This is a genomic window from Flavobacterium sp. (genome assembly GCF_035456085.1).
Lineage (GTDB): Bacteria > Bacteroidota > Bacteroidia > Flavobacteriales > Flavobacteriaceae > Flavobacterium.
The window spans coordinates 1-12,420 of record NZ_DATIDY010000047.1 but is presented as its reverse complement, the minus strand read 5'-3'; the positions used below and the strand labels follow the sequence as shown (position 1 = coordinate 12,420).

Annotated in this window: 13 protein-coding genes; 2 read left to right on the top strand and 11 right to left on the bottom strand. The window is 36.0% G+C overall.

Features of this window, described 5'->3' with window-relative positions; genetic code table 11:
• Positions 1-108 precede the first annotated feature (108 nt).
• On the top strand, positions 109-402 hold the full coding sequence (locus tag VLC96_RS03935; protein WP_325260748.1) for a molybdenum ABC transporter permease: 294 nt from the start codon (positions 109-111) through the stop codon (positions 400-402).
• A 414-nt stretch (positions 403-816) separates the two neighbouring features.
• On the opposite strand, the gene VLC96_RS03930 is transcribed toward VLC96_RS03935, so the two are convergent.
• The 5 genes from VLC96_RS03930 to dinB all read right to left on the bottom strand — a co-directional run bounded on the left by VLC96_RS03930 (position 817) and on the right by dinB (position 7,805).
• Positions 817-1,890: a DUF932 domain-containing protein gene (locus VLC96_RS03930; protein ID WP_325260747.1), complete on the bottom strand. Its 1,074-nt coding sequence runs from the start codon at positions 1,888-1,890 to the stop codon at positions 817-819.
• Between the two features lie 44 nt (positions 1,891-1,934).
• Complete coding sequence (locus tag VLC96_RS03925; protein WP_325260746.1) at positions 1,935-2,309, bottom strand: single-stranded DNA-binding protein; 375 nt, start codon at positions 2,307-2,309, stop codon at positions 1,935-1,937.
• A gap of 724 nt (positions 2,310-3,033) precedes the next feature.
• Positions 3,034-3,495 carry a DUF1810 domain-containing protein gene (locus tag VLC96_RS03920; protein WP_325260745.1) on the bottom strand — a complete coding sequence of 154 codons (462 nt, stop codon included), beginning with the start codon at positions 3,493-3,495 and terminating at the stop codon, positions 3,034-3,036.
• A gap of 73 nt (positions 3,496-3,568) precedes the next feature.
• Positions 3,569-6,625, bottom strand: coding sequence for a DNA polymerase III subunit alpha (locus tag VLC96_RS03915; RefSeq protein ID WP_325260744.1), 3,057 nt, complete (start codon positions 6,623-6,625; stop codon positions 3,569-3,571).
• The gene (gene dinB, locus VLC96_RS03910; RefSeq protein WP_325260797.1) at positions 6,615-7,805 is read right to left on the bottom strand and encodes a DNA polymerase IV; all 1,191 of its coding nucleotides are present in this window, start codon (positions 7,803-7,805) and stop codon (positions 6,615-6,617) included. The genes VLC96_RS03915 and dinB overlap by 11 nt, the downstream gene beginning before the upstream one ends.
• An 88-nt stretch (positions 7,806-7,893) precedes the next feature.
• Here dinB and VLC96_RS03905 point away from each other — a divergent pair, with 88 nt between their 5' ends.
• The gene (locus tag VLC96_RS03905; RefSeq protein ID WP_325260743.1) at positions 7,894-8,664 is read left to right on the top strand and encodes an XRE family transcriptional regulator; all 771 of its coding nucleotides are present in this window, start codon (positions 7,894-7,896) and stop codon (positions 8,662-8,664) included.
• Between the two features lie 191 nt (positions 8,665-8,855).
• Here VLC96_RS03905 and VLC96_RS03900 read toward each other — a convergent pair whose 3' ends face one another.
• The 6 genes from VLC96_RS03900 to VLC96_RS03875 form a co-directional block, all read right to left on the bottom strand.
• Positions 8,856-9,500 carry a hypothetical protein gene (locus VLC96_RS03900; protein ID WP_325260742.1) on the bottom strand — a complete coding sequence of 215 codons (645 nt, stop codon included), beginning with the start codon at positions 9,498-9,500 and terminating at the stop codon, positions 8,856-8,858.
• Positions 9,501-9,659: 159 nt separating this feature from the next.
• A complete protein-coding gene (locus tag VLC96_RS03895) occupies positions 9,660-10,163 on the bottom strand; it encodes an endonuclease V (protein ID WP_325260796.1) in 504 nt (167 codons plus the stop codon).
• Positions 10,163-10,978: a toxin-antitoxin system YwqK family antitoxin gene (locus VLC96_RS03890; RefSeq protein WP_325260741.1), complete on the bottom strand. Its 816-nt coding sequence runs from the start codon at positions 10,976-10,978 to the stop codon at positions 10,163-10,165. The genes VLC96_RS03895 and VLC96_RS03890 overlap by 1 nt, the downstream gene beginning before the upstream one ends.
• A 211-nt stretch (positions 10,979-11,189) precedes the next feature.
• Complete coding sequence (locus VLC96_RS03885) at positions 11,190-11,450, bottom strand: hypothetical protein (protein ID WP_325260740.1); 261 nt, start codon at positions 11,448-11,450, stop codon at positions 11,190-11,192.
• Between the two features lie 308 nt (positions 11,451-11,758).
• On the bottom strand, positions 11,759-12,256 hold the full coding sequence (locus VLC96_RS03880; protein WP_325260739.1) for a hypothetical protein: 498 nt from the start codon (positions 12,254-12,256) through the stop codon (positions 11,759-11,761).
• A partial coding sequence (locus tag VLC96_RS03875; protein WP_325260738.1) for a hypothetical protein occupies positions 12,229-12,420 on the bottom strand: 192 nt, incomplete at its 5' end. The genes VLC96_RS03875 and VLC96_RS03880, both read right to left, overlap by 28 nt.

The window sequence follows — 12,420 nt, the reverse complement described above, 5'->3', positions numbered from 1 at the left end:
TCTTTAAAGAACCGACTTGCTATTTTGTCTGCAAGTCGTTTTTTTTGACTGTAATTTTTGTAATTAATTGATTTTGTGTAAATTGTATTAAATTTTAATCTTTATAATATGGATGCGGTTACTTCTCAGTTGGTATTAGGGATTACTCCTCTTGTTATAGGTGTAGGGCTTATCTACTGGATAAACCGCCGAAAGTTTTACAGACGTAATTTAGCAGGCTTGGAGGGTTTTTCTAGCTATGAGACAGCTCTGTTTGTTCGTTCCTTGGAGCGTATTGGCAAGTGGCTCGCATATGGCTTGATTATCATTAGTATTCTTGTGCTGTGGTCATACTCAAGGATGAAAAAAGATATGGAGAGACAGCAGCAGCAGGTCAAAATTAAGTATCCAGCCCAACAGTAATGCTCAATTCACAACCCGCTTTTCTTTCCAAAAGCGTTTTTGACTTATCCCAAATTATTATTCGAGGATTTTAACTATAAACAGCTTAACTATTTCATTGCTTTCAGAGACAACTTCAAAATGAAATTTTATGAACAAAGTTTTCTGTAAACTTCTATGAATTATAAATTTTATCATCTGTATCTATTTTCATTATCGTGGTTTAAATTTCATAAATACAAAATGAAAATTCAGTAAAGCAAATTGAATCAAGTGGCATTCTTTTGCTTCTTTTCTTTGGCCACTTTCGCGAAAAGAAAAGAAGTCCGCTAAAACAGTAAAAGAGATAATGCATGTCCCTTAGAATAAGATTCAGATTGTGAAATTATAATTTTTGAATAGGCGACTACCTTTGCAGGTAGTCACCTGTAATTATTAATTAAGGTTTAAGATTTCTGCTCCGTCTGTTGCAAAGGCAGTACATAATTCAAATGCCTTCTGTGATTTGAGTTGGGCTGTTCCACCCATTACGATACTTTGTAATTTGGCTTCATCATCTTTGTAATTGCGTACATTCTGATAGTAGCCTGTCACGGCATTATACGCCCCAAACAAAGTTCCTTTGGTGGTGTCCATTTGTTGGCTGTCGCTTGTCATGGCGTAGGCAAAGGCATCCTGTACAATATTTTTGAATACGGTAGAAATTTCATCTTCCGCACCTTTTTTGAGTAAAGCCAATGTTTCCTTGTTTGGGCAAAGAGCCAATTGGATTAGCTTTTTTACTTCTTGGTCGGAAACCTTCACTTTAGTCCAATCATTAAATATGCCTTCTAGTTGTGCGCTCAGGGTATTTGCTAATCCCATAATCTTGTGTGCATTCTCAATGCGTTGTTTTGCGCCGGACGTATGTTTGATACGCACTACGTTAGTCATCGAACGAAGCGAGGCATTAAGGGTGTTTTGGCATACAATACGGACAGGGGTAAAAGCGGCTGTGATGCTTCCGCTGCCATCATGCGAAGTGGTCAGGAAAATGTACTTTTCCGTTACATCATCGCCATTGCCCACACGGATATAGTCGGGCAGTTTGGCTGTGATAAATATGCGTTCTCCGTTGCCCAATGCGCCAGCCGTTTCATATAATATGCCCTCGTCACCCCCTACAATGGCATCAAAGAAATTAAAAGCTTCACGATTTTGCACGATGTGGTAATCATTGCCCACTACACCCAATACGACATTGTTATCGGTGCGAATACTGGCAAAATATTTGGGAACGTGCAGTTTGTTGTTGCTTATCTCTATACCGTTTGCCGTTTCAATAATCTCCGAACCTTTTGTGTATAGTGGGGTTTTGATAACTTCATAGTCTAAGCCTGCGTGTTTTATCGCTTCTTCGCTTGTTGGATATTGTTGTACAATTTGCCCCAAACCGTGCCAAGCTTTTTGGTTTACGCTAAAAAATGAATAACGTCCTGTTTTCTCGTTGAAATTGATATTATGTGCCATGATAAAAGGATTTAAAAAATTGATAATTATTTAAAAATAGGTTGTTAGAAAGGGAAGTCATTCTCCGTTTCCTGTGCTGTAGCCTTGTTTGCCTGTACGGTTTCTGTTCTTTTACTGTTTCCATGCAGTTTGATTTGTGAGGAGTGGAAATTAAGTCCTGCGCGTGCTTCTCCGTTATTGTTTGTCCATGCTCTTGCACTTATCCTGCCTGTGAGTTCCACAAGAGAACCTTTGGTTAGTATATCCGCTACCTTTGGACTAATCCAGTAGGTGCAATCAAAAAACGTTGTCTGCTCTATATGTTCGCCTGCTTTATTTCGGTAGTTTTCGTTGGTCGCTACTGAAAAGTTTACTACTTGTTTACTGTTCGACAATGTGCGTACCTCCGCATCTTTTGTCACTCTTCCGATAATATTCATGATTTCTGCTTTTTAACTGTTATACAATTTGTTACACTTGCTTTTCATTCAATCTGCTCGCCACCAAATAGCCTTGTTAGCTTTGCCTATATTTTTTTAGAATATTTATTCGGCAATGAGAGGAGGCGCTGTTTTGTTTCATTCCATTTGTAATATTTAATTGATTGTTTTTTATATCTGACATTTTTTTTATTCGTGTAAAGAGCCGGAGTATGCTGGTTTTGTTTCATGAGCATAAAAAAGGTAGGGTTCAGGAAAACCAAGGTTTTTGAAAAAAATACAACCCGCATGGGTGGAGATTTTTTTTAAAACCTCCAAGGGCTTGACCTTGGTTTTCCGTTAAGAACCCGTAAATACCTTTGCTCCTGAAAAAAAACAAGCATCCGTGCTCCTAATCAAATGAAATTGGAAGTAAGGAAATCGAATGAGAAAAAAGGGAAAAAATGCTAAAACAACAGAATGAAATTCAAACCACCAACATATTTTTTAATAGCTCTATTTGAAGAAAATTATTTTGTAATGTGAACTTTAAAAGAAAATTAATAACAGGAAAAGGGAGAGAAATAAAATAGCACATATCTGTCTATTTATGAGTATAAGTCCGTATTAGGTTGACAATTAATAGTATTCAATTGTCGTTTGGATAGTATTGGATACGTTGAAAAATTAAGTAAATACAAAAGGAGTAATTGAAAGAGAGTATTCAAAAACAATGAAACGGAAACTAAATAGTTTTCGTTTCAATTGAGTTTTTTGAAGTTGAATTAATAATAGACAAAGTGAGCGGATCTGTTTCTCCGGAGAAAAACGTATTTAATATTTCTTGAAATATGGGATCCGTATTTTCAATTTGAGAAAAAAGAGTCATGGAAGATCGTAATTTAAGAGCATCTAAATCTCCAAATATTTCTTCTGCCGATTTTTGTTTCCAATTTAACAACAGAGTAGTAATTTCAATGAGGTGCTTGCCTAATATGGGATGATTCAGAAATTCTTGGGCTTCTTTTAAGTTGGCAATCGCATAATACTTTGCAGTATCACTATGTCCCAATCCTTTTATTTGGGGAAAGACAAACCACATCCAATGAGTATCTTTTTTGCCTTTTTTAATTTCAGAAAAAGCGGTAAGATACATTTTATTTTGTGCCTCTAAAAAGCGCATTAAAGCAGTGTTTTGATTCTCCATTTTTAGTGGTGTTTTAATGAAATCGAGTTTGTAAAATTACGAAAAAAGTCACGGTATAATTAATGAAATGTAATCAAGACTTCATTTTATGTCTTGGCAAATTAATTTCATGTTCCTGCGGATAGGGAGCCCGGTGCGTCATGCTGACATCTTCCCGAATATGTTCGTGAACCTTATACTGCCTGTCTTTGGTGTTGGAATACCTCGGATCGGGAATGAAAGGCATTTTGGCCATTTTGGTTATAGTAACGGTGGGAAAATGATAATCCACTTCCACAGTTCCCAAGAGAAGATAACAGCCACCTCCCTGAAAAGGATATTGCGTCAGGCTGTCGGGAAAGTGCGCCGTATCGAAATATTCCCCTTCATAATCAATCCAGGTTCCAAAATACATAGTCCCTCTGTTGGTTGGGACATGCTTTCTGGAAATAAGATAAGCTAGCATTTTTACCGTTTTTTTATGATGATTTACCAACTCTTTTGCCATTACAGTACCTCTGTATTTGGTTTGTAACAAGTCAAAAGGAGAGAAAGAGACCGGGAAACTCAATAGCTCAATTTCATCGAAAGCATCTTCAAAGACAGAGCGTTCCAATTGGGGAAGTTTATAATCCTTGACAGGTTCCTGAAGCAGCATCAGATTACGGTTTTCGGGCTTGAAGTTGACCAGAATTAATCGGGCGATGACCAGCAATTGGTTTTTGGATTTTCCCGTAAAACGGAAAGCTCCGATAAATATCAGAATCTGTATGCCTTCAATGCCTATGGGCACGCGGTTGATGAAATCTTCAAGTGATTTATAGTCGCCATTTTGTTCTCGTTCTTTTATCATGAAATAGGCCATTTTGGTTTCCAGTCCTTCCAAATGCATCAGTCCCAGATATACGTCGGTACCATAAAGGGTCGTTTCATATTCGCTCTTGTTGACACATGGGTTGTGTATGGTTGCTCCGGACATTTTGGCTTCGTGAACATATACTTCGGTACGATAAAACCCGCCTTGATTATTGATGACAGCGACCATAAACTCTACGGGATAGTGTACTTTAAGATATAGACTTTGATAGCTTTCCACGGCATAGGATGCAGAATGCGCCTTGCAGAACGAATAGCCAGCAAAGGATTCAATCTGACGATAGATTTCTTCACTGAGTTTTTGAGGATGCCCTTTTTGGGCACAGCAGACAAAGAAATTGTCCTTAACTTTTTGCAAAGCTTCTTTGGAACGTTCCTTTCCGCTCATGGCTCTGCGGAGAATATCACCATCGGCTGCAGGGAGACCACCATAATGCAGGGCAATCTTAATTACATCTTCCTGATAGACCATAATACCATAGGTTTCACCAAGTTGTTGCTGGAATACCTCATGGAAGTATTCGAATTTATCGGGATGATTGTGGCGAAAGATATATTCTTTCATCATGCCTGATTGTGCAACACCGGGGCGTATGATTGATGAGGCAGCCACAAGCGTTTTGTAATTGTCACATTTTAGACGGCGCAATAAACCACGCATGGCGGGGCTTTCAATGTAAAAACAGCCAATGGTTTTACCTCGGGCCAAAAAAGTATTGGCTACGGCTTCGTCTTTGGATAAGGATGTATTACGGATATCCACTTTAACACCCCTGTTTTTTTCAATAAGTTTAACGCTATCATCAATGTGGCCAATGCCTCGCTGACTTAGGATATCAAACTTTTCAAAACCGATGTCTTCAGCAATATGCATATCGAAGAGCACAATTGGAAAACCTTTGGGAGGCATTTCCAAAGGAGTATAATTGGTAATAGGCTCTTCAGAAATTATAATTCCGCAGGAATGCATACTGCGCTGGTTTGGGTATTTCTCTAACAGCATACCATATTCCTGAACATATCGTACAATGGAATTGTTGTCATGCAATGCCATCGGGTTTTTAGCCAACATATCCAGTTCTTCTTTAGGCAAACCAAAAACTTTACCGACTTCCCGAAATATGGAGCGGTATTTGAATTCTACATTGGTTCCGCAGAAAGCGACATGATCGGCTCCATAGCGATTGAAGATGTATTGCAGTATGACATCGCGCTCTTTCCAACTCCAGTCAATATCAAAATCGGGAGGGCTCTTGCGGTTAAGATTCAAAAACCGCTCAAAATACAAATCAAGTTCCAGCGGGCAGATATCGGTAATCCCGAGACAATAGGCAATTATGCTGTTGGCTCCGCTGCCACGACCGATGTGCATAAATCCACAGCTGTTGCTGTAGCGGATAATATCCCAAGTGATTAAAAAATAACCACTAAACTGAAGTTGGTCAATCACTTTAAGTTCTTTTTCGACTCTGGCCTTGGCTTGAGGGTTGTTCGTTCCATAACGCCAAATTAGCCCTTGTTGGGCAAGGTTGGTTAGCAAAGCCAAGTCACTCTTGCGATTATTGGTATAAAACTTCTTGTTTTTCGGAGTTTTGAAGTCAAACTCGAAATTACATTCTTGAATTATATTTTCGGTATTGAGAAGTATGTCGGGATACTCTTCATATTTAGCCACCAATTCTTCTAATGGCAACATCACTTCGGTTGTACTGCAGTAATCGTCGGGAGTCAGTTTGGAAAGGATGATGTTGGTAGCGATCGCCCGTAGAATCTTATGGAGGTTGAACTCTCTTTTGGTGCGGAAAGTTACAGGCTGCAAAACAACCATTTTATGTTGTCTTGCTTTCCATTCTTCATGAAACAGTTTTAGGAGCTGTTCGGGACGAATTCCTATGTATTCATTTTCTTTTAAAACGGCAGGTACATTTTCTAATGAATAAATAACAAACACGTTATTGAACTCTGGGGCATGATAGGGGAGTGGTGTTCCATCAAAATTATGCTTTGTCAGAAAACGGTTCATTTCGGAAAGACCTTGCATATTTTTGGCAAGTCCAATGTAACGAAGCTGGTTGTTGCATCGAAATTCTATACCGACCAACGGTTTTATTTCCACATCGTTGCATGCTTTTATGAAATCGTAAATACCGGTAACGGTATTGATGTCGGTCAATGCCATAGCTTTCACTTTTGATGCAACAGCCTGTTGTATCAAGTCCATCAGCGGAATAGTGCCGTAGCGCAGGGAATGAAAGGAATGACAGTTAAGGTACATTGGGATTTCGTTTTAAAATTTCAGCTTTGTTGTTGGGTTTAAAGGTGGCCCCGGCGCATCGCATAACTGCATCAAAACCATACCGGCTTTTCATTTTATCCATGGCTTGGTATAATGATAACATTTCTTCAGTATCTTCAAATAAGTTGATTTGATAGGTTCCGCGAACCAAGCCGCTAAAACGGATTCCGATTAGTCGTAACCGCATACGGCGCTGATAGAGCTTATCAAATAAATCGGTAACGCTTTTAGTTAGGATGTGGTCGGCAGATGTATATTGCACCCGACATTGTTTGGTTTCGGTATCAAAATTGGCATAGCGTATCTTAACCACTATCGTTGAGGTTAACCATTGTTCACAACGGAGTTGAAAGGCCAGTTTTTCGACCATGCCCATCAGCACCGATTTGAGTTTTACAATGTCAATGGTATCCTGTGAAAAAGTATGTTCGGTTGAAATGGATTTTCGTTCCGTATAAGGTTCAACGGGACTGTTGTCAATACCGTTGGCTTTTTTCCATAACTCGAGACCATTTTTGCCAATCATGCGTTGGAGTACTTCGGCAGGCATTTCGGAAAGAGTCTGAATGGTACGGATACCAATACGTGATAAAAGCTGAAAAGTTACATCACCAACCATAGGTATTTTTTTAACGGATAACGGGTTTAAAAATGGCTGTACCATCTGTTGGGGTATTTCCAGATTTCCCATTGGTTTTCCTTCTCCGGTTGCAATTTTGGAAACGGTTTTGTTGACCGATAAAGCAAAGCTTATTGGTAAGCCCGTTTCTTTGGTAACGCACTGTGCCAGCTCATTGGTCCATTTGTAGCTTCCGTGAAATTTATCCATGCCGCTAATATCGAGATAGAATTCATCGACACTGGCTTTTTCCATTATTGGGGCTTTTTCCTCGATAATTTGGGTAACGTTGTGGGATAATTTGGAGTACAATTCCATATCACCTTTCATCACTTTTGCTTGTGGACAAAGGCGGAGTGCCATTTTAATAGGCATTGCTGAACGAACGCCAAAGGTTCTTGCTTCATACGAACAGGAAGCCACCACACCGCGGTCTCCACCGCCTATAATTAGTGGTATTCCAAGTAGTTTTGAGTTGCTTAACCTTTCGCAGGATACAAAAAAAGTATCCAAATCCATATGTACAATTGCTCTTTCCATAGCCATTACATTTTTATACACTACAAAATTAGTACAGGTTGTAACAAAATTATTTATATTTGCTGTTACAAATTGTAACAAAAGTGTTATGTCCTTATTTTCAGACAACATCAGAGCCCTTAGAGTAAAACAAAAGATATCGCAGGAGAAACTGGCCGAAAACCTTTCTATTACAAGGGGGAGGTATGTGAAGTATGAAGACGGCACATCGGAGGCTCCCTATGATATTTTGAAGAAAATAGCGCATTATTATCATATCAGTATTGATTTATTACTGTCGGTGGATGTGCGTAAAATTGACTCCCAGGATTTGCTGAAATTGGAAAACAACCGATTGGTACTTCCTATTAAGGTGGATAGCGAGGGAGAGAATTTTATAGAAGTGGTAACACAAAAAGTGAAAGCCGGTTATTTAAACGGTTATGCTGATCCTGAATATATTGAAAGTCTGCAACATATTTCACTGCCTTTTTTAGGCCCTGGTAAACACAGAGGATTTCCAGTGGAGGGGGATTCGATGCCACCCCATGAGGATGGTTCTATTATAATTGGCCGTTATTTAGAATCATTGGGCGAGGTGCTTGATGGTAAGACCTATATTTTTATCACCAAGCGCGAGGGGATGGTGTATAAACGTCTCAATAAAAACAAAAAGAATGCTCTGGTTTTGGAATCTGACAACAATTTTTACCCTGCTTACGAAGTCAAAGCTTCAGATGTATTGGAGATTTGGGAATATGTATGCAATATTGGAAGAAGTGACAGGAAACCCGAAATTCCAAAACCTGTAAGTGTGGAAAAAATGTTCTTAGAATTAAAGCGTGATATATCTGACGTTAAAGAAAGTATCAAGAAGTGATTAAAAGCTATTAAGTATTTAAGTTGACATTTAAATTTCTATTTTTTATTGGTATTGCCTCCCGCTACTACAGCGGGTTTGGATTTAAATTAAGCCCATTATTCGATTTGCCAAATCATTCAAATACAAAACCAACTTTCCATTAAGCCTATTGCCCAAATCCGTTGTAGTGGCTGTTACCAGTAGTTTTTTTATTCTGTTATGAACTTTATTAATTCCTTTCCAATTTTACTTGTTCTTAAATTCCATTGGTTTTTATTATTCTCGACAACATTAGCGCTCCAATATCCTAAAAGATGATAGTTTTGAAGGCCATTTTCTAACAGTTTATAGTAAGATTTGTCGCCATCGGTATATGTTTTGGCAAGATTTTCTGTTAATTCATCTTGGTATTTGTAATTGTCGCTATTCTCATTCTCATTAACATCTCTCAAAATCATCAAATGCTTAACTGTTAGATTTTCAATCATTTCAAGAAATATAAGTTTTTTATTTAGTTCAGTAGTTTTGCTAACTGCTGATTTAAAGTATGATTTTAATAAAGGAATTTTTTCCTTTTCAATGTTATTAATATAAGCACGAGAACTCTTTTGAAATATAGATTGAAATTCTTCATCATCAAAAAAATCGCTTTTAGTGCGTTCACCATTTTCAATTAACGTTTTAAGTGTTTGGTCAATATAATCAAACCATTCTTCAAGCCTTTTTTGATATTGAGGAACAATAATTATTTCCATCAATTCACCTATAAAAGAACCTGCGAATGGAATTGCTCCCAAAGCTCCTTTGGTTAATTTTAAGGCATAATCGCTGGAATTTTGGATTGGTTTTTGCATAATGTGTGTTTAAAATTACTGGTAACGTTCTGACACTACAGCGGGTTTGGGATTAAATTAAGACCATTCTTCGGATTTGCCAAATCATCCCAAATACAAAACCATCTTTCCATTAAGCCTAATGCCCAAATCCGTTGTAGTGGCTGTTACCAGTAGTTTTTATTTTTCTTTAGTTAGTTTATCTAATTCTTTTAGTAAGGTTGGAATTCTATATTCACCATTCATTATTTTAATTTTGTCTGTAGCTTCATTAATATTTATTCCAATAGATGTTATAAATAATGGTTTCTTGCTTTTTCCTCTTAATAATAATTGTTTGTTTTTATTTAGAGATATAAAGTCAGTTTTTGCAACACCAATTATTGGTATTTTGCTAGAAAGTTTTTCAAATAAATAAGCTCCAAGCCCAAACTTGTCATTATCATCTAAATAAACAAATCCATCAATTATTATGAAATCAATTTTTGTTAAATCCAATTTGGAAATCAAACTGATTATACAAGGCAACTCTCTTTTATAAAATTCACCAGGAACATAATTTTCAATATTACTGACTATTTCAGAATGACAACTATTAATTTCCAATGAGTTCCATTGTTCAAATATCAAACAAACTGTTTTAGCTTTGTTTTCAAAATAATATGAGTCAATAGCTAATATCATCAATCAAAAATGATTTTAGAAAGATTATTGTTGATATTGGAATGATTGTTATAATCATATTCTCCACTTTCAAGGCGTTTTACAAATATTTTTGAATTGTGAATAAAATTTTCTTCAATATGTTTAACTCTGTAATTTAAATTTTCTTTTAATTTAATTTCACTGTCATTTATCATATTATTTATAATGTATAATGCTTCTTTTTTATTATTAGTTCTATAAAGTTCAATAATCCAAGAATTTAATAAAACAAAAACACAACCTCTAAAGTCAAAACTATCTTCTGGATAAATATAAATATGTTCCTGTAAATCTTTATATCCTTCTTTTAATATTTTATGGTAATAAATAATTTTAGATGTAGGATGATTGTTAACAATTAAATCACTTGGTTCAGTTATAATTGCCAAATTACCTGTTGATGAAAATAGTTTAGTTACTTTTTCATTTCTTGTAAGTCTTTCATTTCCATTTTTATAAAACCAGTTTCCGTTTTTTTTAGTTAAAATTCCATCTTCGTCAAAAATCACATAATTATTTTCAGAATCGTAACGTATTTGCCCATTTTCATACCAATTTTTACCTGAAATGTACTTACCGTCAATGTAAGTACAATCTTCTTCAATTTGTCCGTTTAAATAATATGAAATTGAACGACCATCTACATTTCCATTTTTGTATTGGACATAACTTTTACTATCTTCATACAATATTGTACCTGTAAATAATTTTCCATCATATTGCATAAATGTATGAAAGTCATACATATTACTTTCAATTTTTGGGTCGTCTCTATCGATTATTGGTTCTCTCATAAAATTACTGGTAACGTTCTGGTACTACAGCGGGTTTGGGACTAAATTAAGCCCATTCTTCGGATTTGCCAAATCTTCCAAATACAAAACCAACTTTCCATTAAGCCTATTGCCCAAATCCGTTGTAGTAGCTGTTACTGGCTGGTTATTTTAACCGAAATTATGATTTCCATCGTAACCATTTCACGCTTCTATAAGCAAATTCCAATTTTTATATTTCAGCTTTTTCTTTTTTACGATTAATTGTTTTTAAAAGAAACTTGAAGAAAAAAAAGATTGAAGTAATTGTAACAATGGCAAAGAATATTAAAATTATTGTTGAAATTATTGATGCTGGATTTAAACGTGATTGGCCTTGGTGTAAGGTCAAATTATTAAACATCCAGTAAACAAGTGACCAATATAATAAAAACGCAGATGCTAATATGGAGATAGCACTTAAAATCAATTTATTTGAATTATTAAATTTCATAATGTTCCAATTTATTCAGTTTAAGAGTGTTTTTCTAACTTTCACTCTTCTGCTTTTCAGATTCCAATTTTCAAGTTTCTGTTGGCAAGTTCCAATTTTCACGCTTCGCTTTGTCAACTTTCTGCGAGTTGTGAACTTAGTTTCCAAATCAAATCTACCTGCGTAATTTCGGTATAACTAGCCAGTAACGTTCTGGTACTACAGCGGGTTTGGGACTAAATTAAGCCCATTCTTCGGATTTGCCAAATCTTCCAAATACAAAACCAACTTTCCATTAAGCCTATTGCCCAAATCCGTTGTAGTAGCTGTTAGCACTCGTTTTTTTCGCTTTCGATTATGTCTTTTAGTTCTTCTATTCCGGCTTTACATTCATACCAAAAGAATCCATATAAAACTGCTGGTAATAGTAGAAACGCAAGATTAAAAAGACAATCCTCAAGTTTAAAACTTGGTTTTGTAAATATTGACAGATTAATCACTAATCCAATAATCGCAAATACATTTAAAGCAATACACGCGACTTTTTCAGGTCTCATTTTAATTTCTATTTTGGTAACATTTGATTCACGGATGATATTTCCAAACATTATAGGAAGCAAAGCATTTTTATAATTTACAAGTCGTTGAATTTCAAATTCATTTCCGTCAATTTCTCCTTCAAAAGGTTTTTCGTACACTTTTGAAAATAGTCCATATCGAAAAAATTGAAAATCAACATCTTCAATCGAATCTTGAATTCTATCAATAATTAATTCAGGTTCTAATTTCGTTTCTAAAGTTATCTTTTTGTATGGTAATATTTCCATTCAACTGTGTTTGTAAAATGAGTGCTAACGTCAGTCTGTGAAAAAACTTCGGTTTGATTGTAAACAAATATAGTAAAATAGTGGTGTAAAAACAGGATTTTTCGTATTTTTAAGAATGCAACATATTCTAGGAATTTCCCGCCACCAGATGCGTATTTCAAGTT